This is a genomic window from Candidatus Brachybacter algidus (assembly GCF_016707225.1).
Classification (GTDB): Bacteria; Bacteroidota; Bacteroidia; order Chitinophagales; family Saprospiraceae; genus Parvibacillus; species Parvibacillus algidus.
Genome location: NZ_JADJID010000001.1, coordinates 619,822 through 645,496 on the forward strand (window position 1 = coordinate 619,822; position 25,675 = coordinate 645,496).

Annotated in this window: 21 protein-coding genes; 10 read left to right on the top strand and 11 right to left on the bottom strand. The window is 35.7% G+C overall.

All coding sequences use genetic code 11. The features are described 5' to 3' along the window. Positions 1–150: 150 nt before the first annotated feature. The 3 genes from IPI15_RS02490 to IPI15_RS02500 form a co-directional block, all read right to left on the bottom strand. Positions 151–1,266: a hypothetical protein gene (locus IPI15_RS02490; protein WP_287400511.1), complete on the bottom strand. Its 1,116-nt coding sequence runs from the start codon at positions 1,264–1,266 to the stop codon at positions 151–153. 287 nt (positions 1,267–1,553) lie between these two features. Continuing rightward, positions 1,554–1,778: a hypothetical protein gene (locus IPI15_RS02495; RefSeq protein ID WP_287400512.1), complete on the bottom strand. Its 225-nt coding sequence runs from the start codon at positions 1,776–1,778 to the stop codon at positions 1,554–1,556. 10 nt (positions 1,779–1,788) lie between these two features. Further along, the gene (locus IPI15_RS02500; RefSeq protein WP_287400513.1) at positions 1,789–2,232 is read right to left on the bottom strand and encodes a hypothetical protein; all 444 of its coding nucleotides are present in this window, start codon (positions 2,230–2,232) and stop codon (positions 1,789–1,791) included. Positions 2,233–2,617: 385 nt separating this feature from the next. Between IPI15_RS02500 and IPI15_RS02505 the strand changes: the two genes are divergently transcribed. Then, the gene (locus tag IPI15_RS02505; protein WP_287400515.1) at positions 2,618–3,709 is read left to right on the top strand and encodes a chorismate mutase; all 1,092 of its coding nucleotides are present in this window, start codon (positions 2,618–2,620) and stop codon (positions 3,707–3,709) included. 3 nt (positions 3,710–3,712) lie between these two features. Continuing rightward, the gene (aroA, locus tag IPI15_RS02510) at positions 3,713–4,999 is read left to right on the top strand and encodes a 3-phosphoshikimate 1-carboxyvinyltransferase (RefSeq protein WP_287400517.1); all 1,287 of its coding nucleotides are present in this window, start codon (positions 3,713–3,715) and stop codon (positions 4,997–4,999) included. Here the strand turns inward: aroA and IPI15_RS02515 are convergent. The 3 genes from IPI15_RS02515 to IPI15_RS02525 all read right to left on the bottom strand — a co-directional run bounded on the left by IPI15_RS02515 (position 4,970) and on the right by IPI15_RS02525 (position 8,652). Next, positions 4,970–6,232 carry a CinA family nicotinamide mononucleotide deamidase-related protein gene (locus IPI15_RS02515; RefSeq protein WP_287400520.1) on the bottom strand — a complete coding sequence of 421 codons (1,263 nt, stop codon included), beginning with the start codon at positions 6,230–6,232 and terminating at the stop codon, positions 4,970–4,972. The two genes, aroA and IPI15_RS02515, sit on opposite strands and share 30 nt — an antisense overlap. A 7-nt stretch (positions 6,233–6,239) precedes the next feature. Further along, on the bottom strand, positions 6,240–7,127 hold the full coding sequence (locus IPI15_RS02520) for a YegS/Rv2252/BmrU family lipid kinase (protein WP_287400523.1): 888 nt from the start codon (positions 7,125–7,127) through the stop codon (positions 6,240–6,242). Between the two features lie 226 nt (positions 7,128–7,353). Next, positions 7,354–8,652, bottom strand: coding sequence for an ABC transporter permease (locus IPI15_RS02525; protein ID WP_287400525.1), 1,299 nt, complete (start codon positions 8,650–8,652; stop codon positions 7,354–7,356). Between the two features lie 146 nt (positions 8,653–8,798). Here IPI15_RS02525 and IPI15_RS02530 point away from each other — a divergent pair, with 146 nt between their 5' ends. Both IPI15_RS02530 and ribH read left to right on the top strand, forming a co-directional pair. Further along, complete coding sequence (locus tag IPI15_RS02530) at positions 8,799–9,455, top strand: tetratricopeptide repeat protein (protein ID WP_287400527.1); 657 nt, start codon at positions 8,799–8,801, stop codon at positions 9,453–9,455. 95 nt (positions 9,456–9,550) lie between these two features. Beyond that, positions 9,551–10,057, top strand: a complete 507-nt coding sequence (ribH, locus tag IPI15_RS02535; RefSeq protein ID WP_287400528.1) for a 6,7-dimethyl-8-ribityllumazine synthase — start codon at positions 9,551–9,553, stop codon at positions 10,055–10,057. Here ribH and IPI15_RS02540 read toward each other — a convergent pair. Then, the gene (locus IPI15_RS02540) at positions 10,054–10,260 is read right to left on the bottom strand and encodes a C1orf53 family protein (RefSeq protein WP_287400530.1); all 207 of its coding nucleotides are present in this window, start codon (positions 10,258–10,260) and stop codon (positions 10,054–10,056) included. The two genes, ribH and IPI15_RS02540, sit on opposite strands and share 4 nt — an antisense overlap. A gap of 401 nt (positions 10,261–10,661) precedes the next feature. Here IPI15_RS02540 and IPI15_RS02545 point away from each other — a divergent pair, with 401 nt between their 5' ends. Beyond that, a complete protein-coding gene (locus tag IPI15_RS02545) occupies positions 10,662–12,518 on the top strand; it encodes a M1 family metallopeptidase (RefSeq protein WP_287400531.1) in 1,857 nt (618 codons plus the stop codon). A gap of 535 nt (positions 12,519–13,053) precedes the next feature. Here IPI15_RS02545 and IPI15_RS02550 read toward each other — a convergent pair. Together IPI15_RS02550 and IPI15_RS02555 are read right to left on the bottom strand one after the other, a co-directional pair. After that, entirely contained in the window at positions 13,054–13,776 is a 723-nt protein-coding gene (locus IPI15_RS02550) for a LytR/AlgR family response regulator transcription factor (RefSeq protein WP_287400532.1), read from the bottom strand. 2 nt (positions 13,777–13,778) lie between these two features. Next, positions 13,779–14,588: a sensor histidine kinase gene (locus IPI15_RS02555; protein ID WP_287400533.1), complete on the bottom strand. Its 810-nt coding sequence runs from the start codon at positions 14,586–14,588 to the stop codon at positions 13,779–13,781. Between the two features lie 536 nt (positions 14,589–15,124). On the opposite strand from IPI15_RS02555, the gene IPI15_RS02560 reads away from it, so the two are divergent. Genes IPI15_RS02560 through IPI15_RS02575 form a run of 4 tightly spaced genes read left to right on the top strand, consistent with a single transcriptional unit; the run spans position 15,125 to position 20,735 of the window. Next, positions 15,125–15,751 (top strand): OmpH/Skp family outer membrane protein, encoded by a 627-nt coding sequence (locus tag IPI15_RS02560; protein ID WP_287400534.1) that lies wholly within the window; start codon positions 15,125–15,127, stop codon positions 15,749–15,751. A 6-nt stretch (positions 15,752–15,757) separates the two neighbouring features. After that, positions 15,758–17,785 (top strand): excinuclease ABC subunit UvrB, encoded by a 2,028-nt coding sequence (gene uvrB / locus IPI15_RS02565; protein ID WP_287400535.1) that lies wholly within the window; start codon positions 15,758–15,760, stop codon positions 17,783–17,785. Between the two features lie 9 nt (positions 17,786–17,794). Further along, positions 17,795–19,429 carry an FN3 associated domain-containing protein gene (locus IPI15_RS02570; RefSeq protein WP_287400536.1) on the top strand — a complete coding sequence of 545 codons (1,635 nt, stop codon included), beginning with the start codon at positions 17,795–17,797 and terminating at the stop codon, positions 19,427–19,429. Between the two features lie 43 nt (positions 19,430–19,472). Further along, on the top strand, positions 19,473–20,735 hold the full coding sequence (locus tag IPI15_RS02575) for an O-antigen ligase family protein (RefSeq protein ID WP_287400538.1): 1,263 nt from the start codon (positions 19,473–19,475) through the stop codon (positions 20,733–20,735). A gap of 140 nt (positions 20,736–20,875) precedes the next feature. Here IPI15_RS02575 and IPI15_RS02580 read toward each other — a convergent pair whose 3' ends face one another. Continuing rightward, on the bottom strand, positions 20,876–21,388 hold the full coding sequence (locus IPI15_RS02580; protein ID WP_287400540.1) for a CinA family protein: 513 nt from the start codon (positions 21,386–21,388) through the stop codon (positions 20,876–20,878). 707 nt (positions 21,389–22,095) lie between these two features. Here IPI15_RS02580 and IPI15_RS02585 point away from each other — a divergent pair. After that, on the top strand, positions 22,096–22,425 hold the full coding sequence (locus IPI15_RS02585) for a hypothetical protein (RefSeq protein ID WP_287419079.1): 330 nt from the start codon (positions 22,096–22,098) through the stop codon (positions 22,423–22,425). Between the two features lie 130 nt (positions 22,426–22,555). Here the strand turns inward: IPI15_RS02585 and IPI15_RS02590 are convergent, their stop codons facing one another. Continuing rightward, positions 22,556–25,333, bottom strand: coding sequence for a T9SS type A sorting domain-containing protein (locus IPI15_RS02590; RefSeq protein WP_287419080.1), 2,778 nt, complete (start codon positions 25,331–25,333; stop codon positions 22,556–22,558). Between the last annotated feature and the right edge of the window lie 342 nt (positions 25,334–25,675).

The following is a 25,675-nucleotide window of genomic DNA, read 5'->3' on the forward strand; positions in this document are numbered from 1 at the left end:
TAGAAGAACCATGGTTCGTTCTGACCTATTAAATTGAAGGAAAAAATCAAACCTATCAATGTAATTATTGATTTCATCTTTATCATTTTAGTTAAAATTGGGGTTACCTAACACACAATGCTAGGCAACCCACAATTTAATATTCATTAATTATTCTAAAATGTCTTTTCCAGGTGGTTCATGAGGAGGAACAGTTGAAAGAACTTTAACAGCTAGTCCTGATAAATGCCATCTCTTAAGTTCCTTTTCTGGGCTTCCTATTTTACTATCAAAACCTTTAACTAAAAGTCGCTTTACATATGTAGCACCTCTTCTTATTCTTTCTTCATTAAATAAAGCCGCAACCTGAGGTGCATGATATGCATATTCAGTTGGGCTAATACAGTCTAGATCTGAGGTCATTGCCGAACAAGTTGCATCTGAACAAAGAAAATAAAATGACCTAGTATCAACACTACCATCACCCGACGTAGGGTCGCTTGAATTGGCAGTTTGGCAACCTGCATCTAATGCTGATGCGTAAAATGGATCACCAACAGCAGTATTAACTGTAGTAAATGTTCTTGTAGTTATAAATTGATTGGTTCCGATACCAACAGCTGGTTGAAGACTATTCACCCAGTCAGTCAATACAACAGATGCTGAGTTTGCAGCTCCTCCAGTACATTTAAAGTTAAGATTAAAATCCCTTCCTTCAGGTATGCTTGTTGGCGGATTTACTGGACCTTGTGGGTCACCATCAGAATAAATACCTCTTATCACTACATTTGCTGAAGTAGAGGTTACACTATATGTACTTAATGCAATAGCATAAAAGTAAACAGGTGAGATACCAATACTTCGAGCTTGTTGACTTGCTTTACTTGCAATAGAATCGTAAATTGCTAAAGCTTCTAAATCAGTAATTGACGTTGATGATGCAAATCCGATACTTATAGTATCTCTGTATGAATAAGTTGTTCCAACAGTACTAAATAGTGTAGAATATTCGTAAGAGAGTCCATCCATGGTCAAATCCATTAACTCAGCAAGAGTATAAGTCGTTCTTAATTCTAAGCTACCAAGATCTTTGGAATTCATTCTTTCTGAAAATTCAACTATTCTATTAGAGTATGCTATATCTTCAGCAGTAGACTGAATTCCCACATGATCTAAATCAACAGTATCCTTCTTACATGATGTAAAAGTAGTATAGGTAATAAAGAGAAGTACAATTACCAATTTAGTTTTTGCCAAATTGCCAATATTAATCAATAATGATTTCATGTTGTAAAAAATTAGATAGTGATGAAAAAAGTTTCAATCAGTGATGATCTTGCAGGAATTGATTGAGTTGTCGGTACAATGTTAGGCAATAGTTTTCATAATCAAGTGTTAAAGTTTTGGTTTTGAATGAATCTTAACTTATGACAAGAAATCCTTCGATTACCTAATTTTTACATTCAAGTTAAAAATATTTTGTATGATGGCTTTTAAGATCCGCCCGGTCCATAATTGTAATAGGGTGTTTGAAATTCTTATTGTAAAGTGGGCCGGGTTTTTATTTAAATTTGTTATTTAATATTTTTAAAAAGTTTGTTTGCTTCTATTTCATTTGATTTAATCCTATCCCGGCACTTTTGCAATCGCAACTTGAGAAGAACAGCAGCTGCTGCAGGATGACCATTTTTCACATCCTCCTCAGCCTGGTAATACTTTTTAAGTATCCTTGACTCTTTAGTCTTAAGGTGGATTGATCTGTCAACCAGGATATTGAGTTTCTTTATATCTGATTTCATTTAAGTGTTTTTACATTCCGTAAACAAGCATTCCTGCATCCCTTTGCTCTTGATTCGTACGTCCTATGTATTTAGTATAATTTTTAAATGTGGCACTATCCATCTTGCCCCTGGGCTTAGTGAATAGGTAGCTTATATTATTCCTTTCACAATATGCTCCCAGTAGTTTACCAACTTGATGATTGGCACCTATTGATGAACTTATGTGCTCGTTTTTCGAAAGTGTTGATTCTCTATGCCAATTTGTTTTCTTAATCATCCAGCCGGCTTCGATTGTTACCCGGAGTTTGAAATTCTTCTCGAGATAAGAAAGGAATTCAGTCAAATCAAAGAAGCTAAGATTGTATAACTTAAGATTCTTTACTTTTCGATTCCAAGTTGCTACCCTTGAAAAATGTATGTCTGGATCAATGCCAACATACAATGATTCTCTTTCAACAGGTTGATCATTCATTTTTGATGGTAATGTTTCAACTACTCTTATCGGTTGAGGAAGCTTAATTGCTTTATTCCTTGATAATCCCGTGACTTGTTAATTGACTCAACTCGTTTCTTTTATAATTCTCGCTTTTCAGCCAATCTTTGTTGATCATATGTTTCAATATATTGTCACTTTCCAGAATTGCTTTTTTGTCTAGTTTTAATCTTGATAAAGTCGCGTCTCTTTTTTGAAATCTCTCCAGATTCTTTGTTGGCACGTGCCCATCGATCCTGAAATATTGATACTATAGTTTGTTATGAAGTTTAATTTTATTATTAACCAAATCGTCTTTGCTATGTTTTTGTGAATAAATATCATCTTTGCCATATCAAAACAATTTAAATAGTCACAAAATTTTATGGATATTAAAGTAGATACGAAGGAAACATTGCGTAAAAAGATGGCATCAAAAAGGCCATTTATCATAGCCGGTCCTTGCAGTGCCGAAACAGAAGAACAATTCTTATCAACAGCTCTCCAATTGCATGCATTAGGAAAGATTGACGTCTTAAGAGCAGGAATATGGAAACCGCGTACTCGTCCTGGATCGTTTGAAGGAGTTGGTGTCGAAGGTTTACCCTGGCTACAGAAAGCAAAAGAGTTGACAGGCCTTCCTGTCGCTATTGAAGTTGCTACAGCTAAGCAGGTAGAAGAGGCTCTTGCTCACGATATCGACATACTGTGGATCGGTGCCAGAAGCACTGTCAATCCATTTAGTGTCCAAGAAATAGCTGATGCATTAAAAGGAGTCGATATTCCTGTATTCATTAAAAACCCAATCAATCCGGATTTGGAATTATGGATAGGTGCTGTAGAGCGTATACAGAAAGCCGGGATTAAGGACATAGGTCTGATCCATAGAGGTTTTTCTTCTTATGGAAATACAGAATTCAGAAATGCGCCTATGTGGCATCTCGCCATAGAAATGAAGCGTCGCAATCCAGATGTTTTATTTTTAAACGACCCTTCCCATATATGCGGCAATCGTCATATGTTACAAGAAGTAATTCAGGGTGCTATAGACCTTGCTTTCGATGGAATTATCATTGAAAGCCATGTAGATCCTGATAATGCTTGGAGTGATGCCAAACAGCAAATAACTCCTGAAGTTCTTGGGACAGTGCTCGAGGGCATTAATTGGGACAAAGAATCTATGCCTTCATCGGATATTGAAAAGGAACTCAACGATCTAAGAGACCAGATAGATCAAATGGATGATGAATTGATGCTGTTACTCAGTAAGCGGATGGGTATTTCTGATGAGATAGGATATTATAAAAAGAATAAGAACATTACCATCTTGCAAATGAAAAGATGGAATGAAATACTTACGCGTCTCACTAAAAAGGGCAATAAACTAAACCTGAGCGACGATTTTATTATTCGTTATTTTAATGCTATTCACATGGAAAGTATTAGACGTCAGGATACGGTGATCAATAAATCTTAACGCATGGATTATGTTATCATTAATCCGGGTAGAGTAGCAGGTAAAATAAATGCCCCTGCCTCTAAAAGCAGTATGCAAAGAGCATGTGCCGCGGCACTTTTGTGTGGAAGAACATCTACTTTACTGAATCCCGGCGACTCAAATGACGACAGAGCGGCATTGTCAATAATAAAGCAACTTGGAGCGGAAGTAATGCCTTTTGAAGATGCTTATTTAATAAAGCCATTATCTTCGTTTTTTATAAATTCCCCTCTAGAAATTAGTGCCGGAGAAAGCGGACTTTCTGTAAGAATGTTTACTCCAATTACATCATTATTTGATAAGGAGATAAAGGTAAAAGGAAATGGCAGTCTCTTGACCAGGCCGATGGAAGGATTTGCTGAAATTTTTAACCAATTGGGCATTAAGTATACTTCCAACAATGACAAGTTGCCGGTCACGATCTGTGGACCTTTAGTACCGCGAAACATTGAGATAGATGGATCATTAAGTTCCCAATATCTGACCGGGATTTTAATGGCATATTCAGCTGCCAAAGCCAATGACGTGACGATCTTCGTTCATGGACTAAAAAGTAAACCATACATAGATCTTACGCTTGAGGTGCTGAAGAGTTTCAAAATGAAGGTTCCACAAACCCACGATTATACATCATTTTATTTTGATAGCTCTGAAATAGAAACTGATCCGGAGGCTGTTACTTATAAAGTTGAAGGAGATTGGAGTGGAGGCGCTTTCTTGCTGGTCGCAGGAGCCATTCATGGAAATATTGAAGTATCCGGCCTTGATCTATTCTCTGCACAAGCAGACAGCGCTGTAATGGATGCGGTTAGAGATTCCGGTGCCATTCTGGAAGTTGAGAATGGAGTAATTAAAGTTTCTCAAGCTCCGTTAGTAGCTTTTAATTTTGATGCCACCGAATGTCCGGATCTTTTCCCCCCTTTAACTGCTTTAGCTTCCTTTTGTGAGGGCGTAACTCGAATAAAGGGTATTCATAGGCTTACTCATAAAGAAAGCGATAGAGCTGCGACTTTGCAAAATGAGTTTGGTAAGCTGGGAGTAAATATAGTTTTTGAAGGAGATGAAATGTTGATAACTGGTGGTCAATTTATATCGGGTGGAAAAGTACACTCATGTCATGATCACAGAATTGCAATGGCTTGCGCTGTGGCTGGGATAAGAGCAGATACATGCGTTATAATTGAAGAACCTTTCGCCATCAATAAATCTTATCCAACATTCTATGAGGACTTAATTAAATTAGGAGTCGAGGTCATTATCCCAAGCTAATAGTTCAAGCCTGATTTTATTTAACACAAAAGAAGTGATGAACTGAATATTTCTTTGCCTATCACGATTAAAAAAAACTTTAAATGCTCTGGTCTCGCAGCCTGTTCTGGCTAACCCCATCCAGAAGGTTCCAACAGGTTTATCCTCACTTCCTCCGTCAGGACCTGCGATTCCTGATATACTTGCGGCTATGTCCACACCCAATAATGAAAGTGCTCCATCTGCCATATCTTTAACAACCTCCTCGCTTACCGCTCCACAACTGGCCAAAGATTCCTGATTCACACCAAGTATATTATGTTTGACTTCATTGGCATATGAAACAACACTCCCATTGAAAAAGGCTGATGCATTGGGAAATGAAACAATCTGATCGCTTATATGTCCACCTGTGCAACTTTCCGCCAATCCCAAAGTAAGATTCCGTTCGATCATCATCTGTCGCAAGGTATCTACCAAATGTGTCTTGCCTTCTCCATAATAACAATCGCCAATGCGCTCGATGATCTGATCGCCTATTTGTTTTATTTCAGTCGATAGAATATTTTTGTCAGTTCCCCTTCCACTTAGTCTTAATCTAACCTTGCCAATATCAGGAAGAAAGGCTAAATTTATATGTTGAGGCAGACCAGTTTCAATATCCAAAATTTTTTCGGCAATGTCAGTTTCTCCCATTCCACAAGTTAAAATAGTTCTTTGTTCAAGATACTCCCCTTTGATTAATGGCTTAACTATGGGTAAAAATCGGTCTGTAAATAAATGCTTCATTTCATAAGGGACACCTGGCAATGAAATAATATGTTTACCATTAAATGAGTGATAAAGCCCAGGAGCAGTGCCAAGGTCATTCACCAATTTAGTCATTTCCACCGGAAGCAAACATTGCTTTTTTATTCCTTCTCCGGGTGTTTTGTTCCTTCTTTTAAAATATCCTTCTATACGATCCCAGGAAGGTTGATGAAATTCCAATGAAAAACCAAAATAGGCGGACAATGCCTCTACTGTATAGTCGTCATTGGTAGGTCCTAAGCCTCCTGTGGTAACAATGATATCGGTCTGAGGCAGATAATAGTCAAGGCTTTCTTTAAACACCTGAATAGAATCAGAGATGGTTATTTTGCTGACAACCTCGATATTATTAAGTGTAAATTGTTCAGCTAGCCAGGCACTATTGGTGTCCACTACTTGTCCAATCAATAATTCGTCTCCGATAGTCAATATAATTGCTTTCATTCTTTTTTTAGATTTTTGGAACTATGATTTTTAGGGCATTAGGAAGTATTGAGATTTCTATTTCCTTTTGATCCAACTGGAGTGCTTCCCCATCCAACTGTAGTTTGATTGCTTCATTATTTGTAATAATCCTGATTTTTTTTGCTTTTATAATTATTACGCCCTTTAAAAATTGATGCTTTTTAAGAAACGCAAATAAACAAAATATAATGAATCTAAAGCTAGAGTATGCCGGCAATAACACTATATCGAATAACCCATCCTGAACAGAAGCAAAAGGAGTTAATGACATGTTGTAGCCCATTATACTGGAGTTGGAAATGAAGAGATGCTTCGTTGTATATTTTATATCATCAACTATAATGTCTAATTCTTTTGTTTTTCCGATCTGAGATAATGAAGATAAGCCTGCTTTAAAATATCCATAAAACTTTCTCTCGGGTATAGATTCATATTGATGTATTACTTCGGCTACTATGCCGGTGCCGCAATTGCTGAAAAAATATTTCGAACCGATCCTGCCTGCATCCATTTGGATGAAATAGCTTTTTTTTAAGTTAAGTAAAGCTGAATTGAGATCCTTTTTTATGCCGAAATGAGTAGCTAAACCATTGCCGGATCCCCTAGGGATAATTCCAAGGGCAATGTTCGTATTTACAAGTAAAGAAGCTATTTCATTGATCGTACCATCTCCACCACAAGCCACGACGATATCTGATTTTCTTGAGATTGCATCTAGGCCATATCTAACTGCATCACCGGAGCTTTTTGTGAACTCAATTATTACTTCATAATCTGGAAGAGAAAAGCTAGATCTTATTAAATCCTCGTTTAGCTCAAGCATTTGTCTGCCGTTGCCTGATATAGGATTAATTATGAAATATATTTTTTTCATCGAGTGGGATTTGAGAATGTAGGTATAATGCAGAATTCGCCCTTGATAGACTGCCCAAATCCGGAAAAAATAAAAAAAATATCATTAAAAAGCAACGTTTGCACGATGACATACGTATTTATAAATACTAATGGAAGTTTAAGCTTTAAAGCCAATTCTTTCAGTAAGTAAGTCTTTAGGTTAATAGATAATTCAATAATAGACAGGCAAAAGAGCTTGTCTATTATTATTTTGCGTTGAACCATTTTCTTAAATCGCTGAAACTTGCTTTTTTGCCATACATTAGTATTCCCACCCGATATATCCTTGAAGACAACCATGCAAAAAATAGCGCCGACAAAGATAAAATAAACAAACTCGTGGCTATCTGCCAACCAGGAGGGTCGAAAGCCAATCTCACCGGCATAACAATTGGAGAGAAGAATGGAATCTGACTGCTCCATACAGCGAGCGAACTATTTGGAGCTTTTATCGCTGATATAGAAATATAGAATCCAAATAACAAAGGCATAATTACCAAGAATGTAAGGCTCTGCCCTTCACCCTGATCATCACCCATCGTGGAGCCAATCGCTGCAAATAGAGATGAATACATGAGATAACCCAACAAAAAGAATAAAAATAATAGTGGGATCAGCATCCACCAGTTTATCGCTGATAGTTGTGAAAATATTCCTGCCATCACATTGTTAGCCATGTCAGGATTCATAGCTGCTGCTCCGGGCCCTTGTGGCATAGTCATACTCGCTCCAGACATGAAAACACTGGAAATCAGCCAAATAAATAAAGGAGTGGTCACACACCATATTATTATTTGGAAAAGTCCCACAAGTCCGACTCCAAGTATCTTTCCAAACATAAGCTCATGTGGCTTAACAGTGCTTATCATGACTTCTACGATCCTGCTTGTTTTTTCCTCCATCACACTTCTCATGATCATACTTCCATTGATCGTAAGCAATAAGTAAAGGAAAAAACCAAATATTCCTCCAAGAGCTGCTGCCACTTCAGAACCAGTATCCTTTTTGCCAGATATATTTTGTTCAGCAATTGAAACGTCTTGATCTAATTTTGACAAAGAACCTACATCAAGTCCAAGATTCGCCAGTTTTTTATTCTTGACGTTAGTTTTTACAAAATTTCTCAATGATTCCTTTGTTTCTAGATCAACTTTTTCACTTGAAAAATAATTTGCCTTATATTCACGAGTATCCTTGAGGTCAAGGGCAGGTAAACTTAAAATCGTCATGTTAGATTTGGCAAGATCTTTTTTTAGTTGATCAATAGGTAAATCGGTCCTCTGAAAAGTAATATTTTCCCATCTGTTTGTTTTAGGAGGGATAAGGTTATTAGGGTCTACCAGCATTACCTTTAAGGAAGTATCATTCTTATAAGACATTATATATCCTATACTTCCTGAAAATATAGCAATTATTAGAGGCATGAAAAGCGTAATTAAAAGAAATTTCTTTTTGAAAGCTCTTGTTACAAATTCACGCTTCGCAACGATAAACGTATTATTCATATGATATTATTAAGGACTATTTTTAGTGAGAAATTTAAAGACGCTAAATTACAATGATGTATTTAAACAAATATATGAAAGAATCTTTTATCTTTGCGCAAATTTTTTAAAACATACATCTTAAATCTACGGGAAGACCGCAGCATATGGAAAACAAATATAATTCAGTGCGATCGATGATCGATAAAAACAAAAATCTAATCATTGGCATCCTAGCGGCATTTGTGCTATTAGTCGGTGGCTATTTTATTTATAAAAACTTTTTTGTTAAGCCAAAAAATGATCTGGCCGTTGATCAGATGTTCCAGGCACAATTTATGTTTGATAAAGATTCTTTCCAAATGGCATTAAATAATCCTGGTGTAGGAGGTTCTGGTTTCCTTAAGATAATTGATAATTATGGAAATACCGAAACAGGTAATCTTGCTAAATACTATGCAGGAATCTGCTACCTGAATTTGAATGATTATGATAAGGCTATCAAATATCTTGAAGATTATAACCCATCCGGTGATGTCACTCCTGCTATGACTTACGCGGGTCTTGGGGATGCATATTCTGAAAAGAAAAATGACGACAAAGCATTGAGCAACTATCAAAAGGCTGCTTCTTCAGCCGATAATGATGTTACAGGTCCTTATACGCTTAAGAAATTAGGTATGTTCCAGGAGAAAATGGGGAAATGGTCAGACGCTGAAAAGTCTTATAAAAAAATACTTGACGATTATGCACAGACACCGGAAGCTCCGGCCATCGAAGTATTCTATGAAAGAGCAAAATTAAAGGCTGCAGAGAAGAAATAAAATTCTTTTTCGTACTTTATAGATCCGGTTGTAGTTCATTTCAAACTTCAACCGGATTTTTTTGTTATTGCTGTATATAAAATGAAAAAAAGCGAATGGGAAGTTACACTAGTATTAAAACAATAGATATCTCTGCCTATGCCGGCGATCTCAAGATCGGAATAGTATCAACAGAATGGAATCCTGATGTCGTTAATTCCTTATTGTCAGCCTGTAAGCTTACTTTAACGACAGCTGGTATTGAAGAAAATCAGTTGGTATGCATTGAAGTTCCAGGAGCATACGAATTGCCTTTGGGTGCTAAACTCATTATGGAAAATCAAAAATGTGATGCCATCATCTGTCTCGGCTGCGTGATTAAAGGCGAAACGACGCATGATGAACACATAAATCGTGCGGTATCATCGGCATTAATGCAATTAGGGCTAATGAGTGATATCCCTGTTATCTTTGGTCTTTTAACTACAAATACAGAAGAACAAGCGAAGGAAAGATCTGGCGGATCTAAGGGAAACAAAGGGTCAGAAGCGGCATCAACTGCATTAAAAATGATAGATCTGAAAAAGTCTTTTTCTAAGTCTAAAAAGAAGATCGGTTATTAAACTGCACCATTTTTAATTTCATGCTTGACTACCTTTACATTTTCATGTTCATATGGGCAATGTCTGCATGAAGAACCGCAGCAGTAGCCTCTTTTGATATGATATGACTCAGTAAACACGAGAAAACCATTCTCCATATAGTAATCTGCATCCATTGGAAAATTAGGTTTTTCTTCCATCTTGTCTATAATACTTGGGTTCATTTAGAATTGTATTTTGAATTCTATATCTCAAGTGTAAAGTTAACGATGATTATGGAATGTGGTTGAAGATTCTTGAAAAATTATATGAATTATCCCATGTATTAGGCATGTTAACATTAATTGACTAAAACATCAGATAACTTGAAGACATCAAACGGCGTTCCATAGCGTATTCTTTATTACGCCATCAGACGGCATTCCGAAGCGTATTTTCTTAAATTATTAAAACAAAATATTACTTTGAATGAGTTTAAGTGATAAATTTTATATTATTTTACAATTATCAGCTTTGTTAAATAATGCAGAGATTGTTTACTGATAAATTAAAACATTACGTCTACATTTAGAGTTTTATAAATCCTTAAGCATATTATCAACCATCACAGATATTATAAAGACATATGAATAAATATATTGTACTCTTCGTTTTCTTAATTTCTTTCAATTTGACTAATTACGGACATAGTCAACCAGGTTATTGGCAACAAAAAGCTGAATATACGATAAGAGTTACGTTAGATCCTAAAGTTCATAAAATGATCGGTACGGAAGAACTCATTTACACAAATAACTCTCCAGATACCCTTCATCAGGTATTTTATCATCTTTATTTTAATGCATTCCAGCCCAATAGTGAGATGGATGTTCGCTCAAGAACGATTGCAGATCCTGACAGTAGAGTAGGAACCAGGATTTCGAAACTAAAACCTAACGAGATCGGTGAATATTTTATTAAAACAATCCAACAGAATGGTAAGCAAATAAAGAGCTTTAAAGTAAATGGTACAATCTTAACTGTTAACCTTGTTCAGCCTATACTTCCTGGAAAAAAGGTAACCCTATCAATGGCATATGAATGTCAGGTCCCAGTGCAGATCCGGCGCACAGGTCGTTATAATAAAGAGAACATCGCATACTCTATGGCTCAATGGTACCCTAAGATGGCAGAATATGACAAATTTGGCTGGGCAACTGATCCTTATGTTGGTCGTGAATTTTATGGAGTGTGGGGTACTTATAATGTATTCCTGACAGTTCCGGATAGCTTTAAAATTGCAGGAACTGGTATTCAGGTTTCTTCTTTATCAACTCCATTTGTAAAGGATGATGCAAAAGCAAGCGCAGCTAAAGAGAAATACACTACTTATAACTTTAAAGCTGAAAATGTTCACGACTTTGTCTGGGCTGCTGATCCTCATTATAAAATAGATAGAATAACAGCAGCACCCGGATTGGATCTTGTATTTGCTTATAAAGAAGATATGAAATCTGCAGCTAATTGGAAGACACTCCAACCTATCATGAAAGAGGCTATTTTATTTGCGTCTCAGCGATTTGGTCAATATCCTTATAAGCAGTATTCATTCATCCAGGGTGGTGATGGAGGTATGGAATATCCGATGGCTACCTTGGTGATGGGTGACCAGAACCTCACAGGCTTGATAAGTGTCTGTGTACATGAAATGATGCATTCATGGTATCAGGGAGTGCTTGGCTTTAATGAGTCACTTTATCCTTGGATGGATGAAGGATTTACTAGTTATGCCGAAGAAATAGTAAAGGAACATTTGAAATCTAAAAAGATGTATCCTGGAGAGACCTCAGCAAATCCTTTCGAACAGGATGCTAGCCGCTTTATTAGTTTTACGAAGGCAGGAAGAGCTGAGCCTCTGTCTACTCATGCAGATCATTATACCACAAATGCGGCTTATGGAGTAGCATCTTATGTCAAAGGCTGTCTTTTCCTAAGCCAGTTGGGCTATGTGGTCGGTGAAGATAAACTTGCTGCATCTCTACTGCAATTTTATAATACCTGGAAGTTTAAACATCCGGTAGGCACTGATCTTATGAATATTATTGAGAAAAATACCAATATTGAACTTGGCTGGTACTATCAATATATGGTAAATACTAATGACTTGCCTGATTATTCAATAGATACAGTTTATGGAAGTGGGGTTAGAACTTCAATTGTTCTTGGCAAAAGAGCTCAGATGCCTATGCCCATTGACCTTTGTTTCGAAATGAAAAATGGCACAAAAGTATTTTATACTATAGCGGTTGACCTAATGAGGGAACCTAAGAAGAGTGACAGAGATATGCCAAAACTAAAAGCACTTCCATCCTGGAATTGGACGAATCCGAACTATGAATGTACTTTAGATATTCCTATGAATGATATCTTTTCTATCAAAATTGATCCGACCAAGCGTATGTTAGATAGCGATGCAACTTCCAACGAATGGGTCAATAAATAAAGTAAATATCTAAGATTACTAAAGAGATAAAGTTTTGAAGTTGATTTTTTGCTTTGATAATCAATAATATAAATATGTAATTATTTGTAAATATATCTATTTAAAGATCTGTATACCAGATAGTTAGTTTGGTTTTTTTTTAACTTACCTAAACTTTTTTAAATGGATTTATTTGGTGGACTCAATTATCGAAGTTTCCCCGCCGTAACTTCTTTAGTCGGGCAAGCTCGCCGTCGTTGCACTTTGTCGGGCAAGCTTCTCCTATATAACTAAATTTAATGTGCTGAATCAAGTAATTAAAGTAATTTGTAATAACTCCCCCTTGACCCCCTCAAACAAGGGGGATATGTTTTCACCGCTTACTCTTCACTCTTATTGTTACCTTTTTGATTTTGGAAGCAAAGCATTAAAGTGGAACTAACTTTTAATTTCTAATTTCTAACTTCTAATTTATACTTTAGCTTGATTACTAACAACCTTTTTAGGTTTTATTTATACCGCCGAAACTTCAGTTATAGTGTATTAAAAAAGATGCTTAGAGCTTATTCTGATTGACCATTTCAGTCAATTCGTCCCGATAATTCTTGCCAATAGGAATGAGTTTAGACTGGTTTTTTTCTATAACCTCGACCATATTTCCTATCACAGCATTAATCTTATCTATAGAAACTATGAAAGATCTATGAATTCTGATGAACTTGTCCAGAGGCAATTTCTCTTCTAAACTCTTCATGGTCTGAAGTGTGATGACCCTGGTTACATCCGTCCTGATAATGACATAGTCTTTGAGCCCTTCGATGTAAAGGATATCATCGTAGTTGATCTTGATGAGTTTCTTATCAGCTTTAACGAAGATATACTCAGGGGCAGCCATCTTTGTTTCATACTTAATTACCGGGGTGGTATTGAATTCTTCCCGTGCTTTAGCAATGGTCTTACTGAAACGCTCCATTGATACTGGCTTGAGTAAGTAATCAAGCGCATTTAGTTCAAAACCTTCTACTGCGAAATTAGGGTATGCTGTACAGAATACTACCGCAGGTGGGTTTGCCAAAGATTTTAGAAATTCGATACCGGTCACTTCCTGCATCTGAATGTCTAAAAACATCAGGTCTACTTTCTCATTATTTAGCACCTCCTGAGCTTCACGAGCGCTTTCGCATCTGTCTATGAGTCTTAAGTCAGGCATCTGCTCAATATAAGTCTCCAGAATATCCAGCGCTAATGGCTCGTCGTCTACGATTAATACATTTATCATAATTAAATTAAGTTTTTATTATCCAATTGTAATGCAAGGTCAATGCTGTAAATATCGTCATCTTCCTTGATTTTTATTTTATAATTATTATTGTACACAAGATCTAATCTGTCTTTAACATTTTTCAACCCAATACCGCCTGGTGCTTTCAATAGTTTATTCTCAGACATTCGAAGCGGCTTACTGTTCTCCAACACGAAATGAATTTCGTCTTCTTTGATATCTATATCCAGATAAACATGTCCCTTTGGGTTGGAGCCATTGATGCCGCCATGTTTAAAGCTATTTTCTACAAAGTTAATAAAGATTAGAGGTGCTATAAATTTATTCTCCTGATCTCCTGTGACATTTAGATGTACGTCCATTTTGTTCCCAATCCTTAATTTTTCAAGATCTAAGTAGTTGCGCAGATAATTGATTTCTTTTTCAAGGGGTACTCTTTTTTCGTTACATTCATAGAGCATGTAGCGCATCATTTCACTGAGCTTTATCACCATCGTCGGCGCCATATCTGACTTCTTTAGAGTGAGAGCATAAAGGCTATTAAGAATATTGAATAGGAAATGCGGATTGATCTGAGATTTGAGAAATTTTAATTCCGTCTGGATCTGTTCAGTTTTTAATTCCTGTTTTTCGCGGGCATTCCTGATCCATTGCGAGCTGATCACAAATACTGTTGAAGCGAGTGCAATAAAGAAGTGTAATATAAAAAATACGATTTGCCCAAAAGACAACACGTCATTTTGTTTATCATAATTTCCGGTATACAGCCAAAATTCTAAAACCACTCTTGCACAGGTCACTAAGATCACTAGAGCAAGTAGGTTTATTAAGTAAATAAAAATTTTGTTGGTGCTCAGAAACTTTGGAACTAAATAGTATATATTGAAATAGACAAGTACCATAAAAAAGGAGATCTGTCCAATCTGGAGTATAATACTTAAGTGAGCTGGATTTGAAGAGTTTTTAGAAAGAAATAGTAATATGAACAAGCTTAACCAAAAAGCAGTATGATAGACAATTTTTGAAGTTAATAGTCTATATAAAATAAAAAATCTTTTTTTAATCTGGTCTTCCACAAAATTTTTTTCTATAAAATGACAAAGTTAGGCCATCTGTTGCCGAATATAATGTTTAATAGATTAATATACATATTAAGGCGACGTGAGCAGCTATTATGGAAGTAATTTTCATTCTATATATGGACACGATCTATTACTTCTGTTAAATTATTACATTTGTAATTGATTTTCAAGAATGGTCATTGTAGCTTTTTACACTTTGAATCATATAGTCTGCGTTAGAATTTGTCTATTTCTATATTTAATAAAACGATAAAAAAATATTAATGAAAAATTTGTCTTTGATTCTTAACGGTATTTTAATAATTGCTGTAGGAATTCTTTATTATTTGCATTTTAATCAACCTAAACAGATGACTTCTGTTAAAACTCCTGAGGGTAAAGATACAATAGTAACTGTAAGTCCAATTGAAGCACCGGTTTCTGAAGAAGGCCTGGGCTCTAATGTTCTTTATGTAGACATTGATACTATTAATCAAAAATACAATTATATAAAGACCCAGAAATCTATCATGGAAAAACAAGGTGCTCAGGCAGAAGCTAGTTTGAAAGCTAAGGCAAAGGTGCTGCAGGATGAGATTATGGCTTATCAGAAAAAAGCTCAGGCCGGAGAGCTTACACAACAGCAGGCACAAACAATTGAAAAGGGGCTTGGTGAAAAGCAACAGGCACTTGCTGAGCAAGAGCAAAAACTTTCGGATGAGTTAATAAAGAAAACTAATAAGATCCAGGAAGAGTTAAATAAAAGGATGAAAAAAGAGCTTCAGGTTTATCTAGATCAATATAAGGCTGATTACATCCTCGGTTATACTGAAGGGGCAAACATCCTCCTTACTAATCCAAAACTAAACATTACCTCACAAGTTTTGAAAAGGTTGAACGCCACAAAATAATTTCTGATGAGTTTTATACTTGAATCTAAATTTTCTCCAACAGGAGACCAACCTATGGCAATAAAAAAGCTTGTGGAAGGTATCTCTCGTGGGGATAGAGCTCAGGTATTGCTTGGTGTTACAGGTTCCGGCAAGACCTTTACTATGGCTAATGTCATAAAGGAATTGAATAAGCCGACACTCATTCTGACTCATAACAAAACGCTGACGGCTCAGCTATATGGTGAATTCAAAGAGTTTTTTCCTGACAATGCGGTAGAATATTTTGTTTCATACTATGATTATTATCAACCTGAAGCTTATCTATCTGTCTCAGATACTTTTATAGAAAAAGATCTGATGATCAATGAAGAAGTTGACAAGCTTCGTCTTCGTGCCACCTCCTCCTTGTTGTCCGGAAGAAAAGATATTATAATTGTAGCTTCTGTCTCTTGTATTTATGGTATGGGAAATCCTGACGATTATAAAAACAGCATCATACGGATTGAAAAAGGTCAGATGGTGTCACGAAACACTTTTCTTTACAAGTTAGTAGATGGTCTATATGCCCGCACAGAGTCAGCACTTACCAGAGGACATTTCAGGGTCAAAGGTGACATCGTAGACATTGCGTTATCCTATGTGAATCATGGCTTACGTATTCATTTCTATGGTGATGAAATAGAGGAAATTGAGATGCTAGAGATCGAGACTGGTAAGCCAATCAAGAAGATGGACGTAGCGGCAGTATTTCCAGCCAATTTGTATGTCGCACCCAAGGACAAGCTGCAAGAGATAATCCGCACGATTGAGCATGAACTTCAAGAGCATGAATCTTACCTGGAAACAGAAAATAAATTCCTTGAAGCCAAAAGAATCCATGAGCGCACTCAGTTCGACCTCGAAATGATCAAGGAGCTCGGATACTGCACCGGCATAGAAAACTATTCAAGGTTCTTTGATGGCAGAGAACCTGGCGCCAGACCTTTCTGCCTGTTGGATTATTTCCCTGATGATTATTTGATGATGATTGATGAAAGCCATGCGACTATTCCTCAGATTCGAGGTATGTGGGGGGGTGACAGATCTAGAAAAGTTAATTTGGTAAACTATGGTTTTAGGCTTCCTTCTGCTATGGACAACAGGCCTCTGAATTTCAATGAATTCGAAACACTTATAAATCAGGTTATATTTGTTTCAGCTACTCCAGGTGATTATGAGCTTGAGCAAACGGAAGGAGATATAGTAGAGCAGCTTATAAGGCCTACGGGTTTGATCGATCCTCCTATAGAAGTGAGGCCAAGTATCAATCAGATAGACGATCTTCTCGAAGAAGTGGCTGTCAGGGTCGAAAGAAATGAACGGATCCTTGTGACCACTTTGACTAAAAGAATGGCAGAAGAATTGGCCAGATATTTCCAAAACTTACAGATCAAAACAAAATACATCCACTCTGAAGTGGATACCATGGAAAGGGTCGAGATATTAAGAGATCTTAGAATCGGTGAGTTTGATGTGCTTGTTGGTGTTAATTTGTTGCGCGAGGGTCTGGATTTGCCGGAAGTGTCACTTGTCGCTATAATTGATGCTGATAAAGAAGGTTTTTTAAGAAATGCTCGTTCATTAACCCAGACTGCAGGTCGGGCAGCTAGGAATGTAAATGGAAAAGTTATTTTTTATGCTGATAAAGTAACAGATTCTATGCAACGTACTATTGATGAGACGGATAGGCGGAGGTCTATCCAGATGGAATATAATACTAAGCATAATATAATTCCTCAGACACTTGCCAAAACCCGTGAAGAGATTATGTCTAGACAATCCATTCTCGACATAAGAGGTAAGGGACAACAAAATTATTACCAGGAGGCTGAAAAACCAGATATTGCAGCAGATCCGGTGATCGCAATGATGAATACGGAGCAGTTGAATGCGCTTTTGAAGGAGACAGAAGATAAAATGAAGAAAGCTGCGAAGGACTTAGATTTTATATCTGCAGCTCAGTATAGGGATGAATTGTTCGCCTTGAAGAAAAAATTAAAAGAAGCATTTTAACCAAATTAAATGAAATTATTAATTCACATTCTTAGAACGACCATTCTTCCGCGAACAAGCATTTTATTATTTCTTCTGATAATGGTTCAGGTTACTCGAGCGGAGTATGTTAAACCAGCAGAAAATAATATACTTATTCTTGAGGTAAGGGGTTTGACTTTTGAAATGCTGGAGCGGGCATATGCTCCCAACTTAAAATTTCTAATAAAAAATGGGTTTCTTGGAGGAATAGAATATCGAGATCCTTCCGATATTGCTTCAGCGACTCGCCCACGCAGCAATATTCGCAGAAAACTTGGAAAAATGGTTGCTTGTTATGATTCCTTAGCTCTTTTTCAATCTTCTTTAAATACAGTAGGTATTTATAATGACACTATCAAAGGAGCATTTAACGTATATCGTAAAAATTTCAGGTCCAATGAATCGATGGTTAAGGATTTTATTAATTCTAATAATGGATTTGGAGTAAGGTTTTCTTTTTTGTCATTCAGGACATTTAGCCCAAAAGCTAACTACTTAGACAGAGATCAGATCAATGAACTTTCTACGATTGATAGCCTCATAGGCATCGTTTTTAAGAGTTATCAGGAAAAAGTAAAATGGGATAAAACCACGGTGATCGTCCTGACTGATGGCAATGCAGCTCATAAATATTCTGAAACTGAAATTTATAAACAAACCCCTATTATCATTAAAGGTCCTTCCATTCCTGAATTTCAGGAACCAAATAACATTATTGCAATTGATGATGTTTTAAGTCTCATCGGCGATATTTTGAATGTCAATTGCAACGATTCTATCATTCCTATCAGTAAAAATATTTTTACTTCCGCCGATTCATCGATTAATAATTCTATAAAAAAGGAGTTTTTTGTAAGCAGACCTGATATCCTCATTTATCCTGTATTAAATAGAAATCAAATCGATATAGAATTGCTCGCAGATAATGAATCTGCAAATCTTTATTATACGATCAATGGTGATGATCCAAAGACAAATGGAATTTTGTATAAAGATTTAATACAGATAAAAGAAGCCGGGGTATTTTTGATAAAAGCTGTAACAAAGTATAACTCTGAGTGGTCAAGTGTCACTGTGCAAAAAGCTGTATTGAGAAACAATCTTCAAAGTATAGAAGCGGATCCAATGCCTGATCCTAAATATACATTTGATGGCCTGGATGAACTTGTAGATTTGGATACAGGCAACTTAAGTTATGCTGAAGATAAATGGTTGGGCTTTCAAGGCAAGGATGTTGTCTTTACATTTAACTTTGGAGCCAAAAGAATCATTAATTCCATCGATATTTCGGCCTTGCAGGATTATGATTCATGGATCTTTCTGCCTAATAAAATTACAATATTCGTTGGGGATGACAAAAGCAAAATGTTTGAAGTGGGCAGTGTCACTCATGTTTCTCTCAAAACTGATCAAAGAAATATCAAAAAGCATTTTGTGATACCTATCACATCTGATTTTCTTGCCAAGTTGAGTAGCACATATATAAAGAAAAAGAGACGACAAAAATCACTTTACGTAAAATATCTCACTGTTAAAATAGAAGCCAATAAAACAGCCCCGGAATGGTTTACGCTACCCGGTGCTCAAACATGGTTTTTTACAGATGAAATTAAAATAGAATAATTCAGAAGAATCGCCCGGTTGCTTTATAGACAAAATACTAAGATTGAAGGTTATTAAATTCATTGTCGATAATTTTGGTTCTTTCAGAAAGATTGCGGCCTGGGGATTTAATACCGGTATTTATATTACGATAGCAGGATTGTTTACAAGTAGGTTCGCGATAGCACTCGGAATGATAGTAATGGGCTCAGCTTCTTTATTGAATGCATTTCATTTTAGTAGGAAAGATTTGCTTTCTTCTTTTTCTAGAAATAAATTAACATTTGCATCTTCCATATTTTTATTATTAAGTGTTGTCACTTCGTTTATTGGAAGCGAAGAAACAGGGTTTGCGATGATCCGTTTTAGACTATATATAGGATTTCTCCTTATTCCACTCATACTCATGTTCTCGCCTCAATTGAAGATTTCACATTATAAGAATTACTTATTGTACGCATTAAGTAGTGCATTGATTGTCTCGATTCTGATCGTATTAGTTTACTTTAACGATTATACTGCAATCTCAAAAGCCCTGGATGGCGGCCAGCCAATTCCTACACCAATCCCTCATATTCGCTTTGGCATGTTCATGAGTTTAACTTTCATAGGTTGCCTATATGCATTACTTAATGGATTTTATTCTGGTGCTTCGAGAAAATTTCTTTTAATGGGAATTCCAATTCTTTTTTTTAGTATCGTATTTTTGTCGATCAGGACAGCTTGGTTAGTGACAGCTATTGGCACAATGTCCATTTTACTATATGATACAATTAAGACTAAGAATTATAAAATACTTGTCGCAGCAAGTTTAGTCTTATTGATTACTGCATTTGGTAGTTACAGATTAATTCCTTCCGTCAACACAAAAGTGAATTACATGGTTTGGGATTGGAATCAATATAAATCCGGAAATGGTCAAACATACTCTGACAGTGAAAGAGGTTATTCTCTAATCAATGGACTAGACCTTTGGAAGCAAAACTTTTTATTAGGAGTTGGATCCGGAGATATGGACAGTTCACTGGCTAAAAATGCGATAAAATTGAATCTTCCAGTCTCTAAAATACCGCATAATCAATTTTTATTGACTGCCGTTTGCGGTGGAATGCTCAGTCTAATATTTTTATTATTAGGCTTGGTCACCCCCTTACTAAATCCATCAAATAGAAAAAGCTTTCCACTTTTATTGATGATGCTTTTATATTTTATCACTATGATTTTCGAACCTACTTTTGAAACTTCGATTGGAGTTCTTTCTTATGTATTTCTAATTTCATTGATACTTAAGAATATTAGGCACTTCGCTTTGATTCGAGATAAGTGATGAATTTTTTCAAATTATTGTATTTGGTGTGCAATCATATACATGAATGGTCTTAGGCCAAATGCTCAATTGTTGCATTAAACATTTAATACAAAATATTTTTCTTTCTTTCAATAATATGATCAGGCTCCTTCATTAATTTAAGCAGTATAATTTAATTGTATTTGTTTGTTTTCAAGATAATGTCTTAAAAAGTAAGCTACGTGAATGATCGTTTGGTTAATAATATCCTCTTTGGTTCCATCAAACTTAAATTCACGGGAAAATAAGATTTCTGAATTTAGTAATGCGCAGATATAAACTGTTCCGGTCTGGTTGCCAATGCCTTCGGAATCACCCGGAAGATTCGATCCATTGACTCCTACATGAATTTGAGCAGAAGGTATAAGCCGAGCTAGTCCTCTTGCCATATCCTCCGTTGCTTCTAGTGAAGAGTACTTTGCCTTTTTGGTTATTTCGGCGGGGTTATAGAGGAGCTGATCTTTGGTCTCATTCGAGAAACAAATTATTCCACCTTTCAAGAAAGCAACAGAATTGTCAATTGTAGAAAAATCATATGTAAGTCTACCTGCTGTAATGCTTTCTGCAAAAGCAATGGTTAACTTATTGTTTATTAATAATTTAGCGCAAAGGTTGATGATGGTAAAATGCATAAAATTTTAAATTAACTCCTAGTAGTATAGTTAAGTGTTTGAAACTATCAGAAAGCAACCCTTACTCAGAGATATTTTGGAATTATTAATACAGTTATTGAAGTTTAGGGCTCATACCTAAATATTAAAAAAACTTAATATTTACAGTGCTGGAATATTATTCTATGAGTCGGTTATCTTATTGTTTATTTAGCCGATTGGCTTTGTTTTAATACTTTGGTATTTTAACTTTCTAATTCAAGTTTCGGTAGTTAAGAAACAAAGGCAGATGGCTGATGTTAGATGTTAGATGGAGTTTAGTCAATTGATTCATATTTTTTCTTTAATGGGCTTAATAGAAAAAATATCCAAGTGATTGATGGAGAGCCATCTAAAATCTACCTTCTAACATCTAACATTTTATTAAAATTTAAATTTATCTTTAGAAGAAACGAATTTGACTGCCGAAACTTGAGTTACTAATAATATCTTTTCATATAGTTTGGGATACTTTCTTAATAATTGATGGTAATCTTTTTTAATAAATAAATATTTTGGATTATGAAATATTTGTTTATTTTTGTAGTGAACAATATTTTTTGTAAATAAACATTTTCTTGGTTTTTGCATAAGGATTACATGATATGTAATTTCAGATGTTATACCTGAGTATTACTTTATGATTGTAAAGTAATGGTTTGTTTATTACTTTTTTTAAAATTAGCATTATGTCTTTCGAACAAAACTTAGCGCGTGAAAGTGCTCAATTTGTCAAGTCAGGTCAAGTAGTGGAACTTTTATTAAATAAAGAAGGTGAACTGATAGATTATTCATTATGTTATCCATACTTTCGGAATAAGAAAAATGATGATGAAACCATTCAATATGGTATTTTTTCATTAAAGCTACATGATCAAATTTTCGAGATTGATGCTCACAGATTTCTCACTGCGAAAAAAGCTGAAGATTTTTTGCTTGAAGTGGATTTTTCTAATTTTCATCACCATTCAGTAATTCAATCAAAAGATTCCGGTTTGTTGGGCTTAATAAAGGATTAATAGAAATTATTATCCTATATTAAATTTTACTTCTGGATAATCTATTTTGTAAGCGCCCTTTTAGTCATAGCTATAAGGTGATTATTGTTTTGAATTGAAAATCTCCGCTCTAGTATAGAAACATTGTCTTTTATTTGATGATTTTTCTTGTAATTCGTGCATCTTTCTCGTTTTTAATACATATTGCGTAAACACCGGCTTTCCATCCTTTAGTGTCTATTTCCATCCTGGTATTTCCTTTGTGAACCATGTTTACAAATGAATAGATTCTATTTCCCAGGGTATTGTAAACTTCTATATAGAGCTTTGATTCTTCGGAACTATATACTTCAAACTTAAATCCATCGCTAACTGGTTGTGGATATATTTCGGAAATATTGAACAAATACTTTGGTTTAGAGATATTTATAATTGCTGAATAATTAATACTTCCGTTAATATCGGTGGACATTAATCTATAATAATTTTGCGCCTCCAAGTTAAAGTCTTTGAACTCATACATTATTTTATCTGCTGTTTCTTCTTTGGCTTTTATTATTGAGATCGTTTTGTATTCACCTTTATTATCTAACTTTTGTAGATCAAATGACTTTATGTTTGGGTCTTGGCTAGTCGACCAATATATCAAATTGCATTTTTCTAATGCTATTCCATTAAAAGACAAAATCTCGATTGGGAGAGGTATAGAAGAACTAATTCCACTTTTGATGCCATTCCCAAAACTTGTGACAAATAATTTAGTAGGATCGAATGGGTTATAAATTACTCTTAAAGGATGCATGAAGTCGTATTGAAGAAGTTGTGTAAATGTTGGATTGGGGTTTGTAGCGTTTGAGCTATACCATAGTCCTTCACTTTCAGTTGTCACATATATATTATTAGCATTGACAGGATCTACAGTTGAGGATTCAACCCTATAAGAATCAAAAAATTTCGTCCAGGATACTCCACGATTAGTAGTTTTGTATAGACCACCTTTGTCATTCGCGGCGCCTCCCCACCCGCTATGCACGCTTACATACCAGGTGTTTTGACTTATATCATTGGGATCTATAGTGATATCTTTGGTCCAGTAATACATATCATCATTTTTAGAAACATCAATCCAACTCAAACCTTGGTTAGCACTTATAAATACCCCGGAACTTGCGGTGAAATTCGTAGTTCTTCTTCCGGACCACGTTGATACAACAACCCCATCATTTAAAACTTTTACATTATATGGATGTCCTTGTGTCCTTGGTGGTGCCGTGGTTAGAGCCCAAGACGATGCTGCACCCGCATTGATATTGTCTGATTTGTAAATTCCACCGGCGGTGCTTTCTACTACACTTGCATACATGCGATTGGTATTGGTAGGATCAATGGCAAGCCAAATTACCGGTTTATTGAAGTTGTGAAACATTTGCCAGTTTATTCCACCATCGGTAGAATAAAGAATTGCTCCTGTCCCATTATCAATCTTTGCGTCCGTCAAATAAGTACTTTGGTACATATCGTGGACGGAAGAAACTGCAGCGTACAATATATTATTGACAGGATGTTCTATTACGTGATAAACAGTATTATAGGTAATGCCATTATAATCGAATGCCCATGAGCTGCCTCCATCCAAGCTTCGAACTCCTGTTATATCTGTATAACTTGCGAAAATATTATTTGAGTTGTCTTTTTTCCAATGTAAGTTCCAGCAAGAGGTATTTTCAAGGCCATTGTTCTTGTATGCTTTGTCTTTTGGGGTGGGAGCGTTCATAGGGTTTTGGTCAGCAGAATTTACATAAGCCTGTCTCCAGCTTGTACCACCATTTTGAGAAATATGTGCAAATCCAAAATCAGTAAAAATGACGGTATTGGCATCGTTTGGAGCAACAGCCAAGCCAAATACAATCTCTCCAAAATACCAATCCTCATCTCCTTGATACCCACTATAACCTGTGGCTATATTTTGATTATTGTTGGTAAGGAATACTGGAGTCCAGCTGCTTCCACCGTTTATAGTCTTATATATAACCGGATAGCTAGTATTAGGATCAGTGCCTCCTACATAAAAGACATTAGAATTGTTGATGGACGAAGCAATACAGTAAAGGTTATCATCTATGGCAATACCGGCGGTCGCAGATATCCAATTTGTGACACCAAAATCTCTTTTTAATGTAGTAGAATAATATTCAATGTCAAGTGCATTCATCCCCGGGTAAAGATCATTTTGAGATGCAGTAGTTCCCATCAGACGGGTGATTCCTCCACTTTTTGATCCGGTAAAACTTAAAAAGCCTTCATTGGCAGGAATTCCATTGGATGGATCTAGGTTGAATGTGGATCCGCTGTCAGTAGAAAGAACTAATCCTCGATTCGTTCCGACAAAAATGTTATTGCCATCCCAGAATACACCGGAAATCAAAAGAGCATCAGCATCGCTGAATTTTTCAATAAAACTTGAACCACCATTGGTGCTTATATATAATTTGTCATAGGAAGAAATAATGATTCTTGATGTGGAGGAAGGATCTGCAAATATGGACCAAACTTCGCCATCGGTTGGATCGTCAATGGTATTCCAGGTATTGCCACCATTAGTGCTTTTGACAGGATATTGGAGATCTTCGTTGAATGATAAATTAACTGTATAAAGGATGTTAGGGTCACTTGTAAACTCCATTCTGTGTTTACCACCTGTAGAAATTAATTGCTTAAAATGCACATTATCCCATGTTAGACCAGCATCAGTCGTGTGAAAGACCTCTGACATATCGCATTGCATATACATTATATTGGCGTTGGAGGGACTTATAGTCGGTGAAAACAGTGATCCGCCGCCACCTATTCCTGTGTCAGTCCAGCTGGATGGTTGAGCGTGCAAAGTATTGATTACCAATATTATTGTGAGAAATAGAAAATGTTTCATTGTTCTATAGATATTAATAAATATGTGTTTTGAATCAGACTAAGGTCCGTCAAATGATAAAAATTCTTTGTAAAAAAGATGAAAGGAGAGAAGGGTTAGATTTATTAAATTCTATTCGGTGATTAGGCAAATATACATTATATTTTATTCGAATGTCAATTTAAATATATTTTGGGTTTTTACTATTTGGGATAGAAGGGCTCATGATTATGGTGGTGGATAGAGATTAGCCCATTCAGACTTACACATCTTTTATAATTGTAATTTGGTCGAAAAATGATAATTGAATAAGTTTACATGACAATTAGTGATAATTATTAAATTACATTTACAAATCAAAAT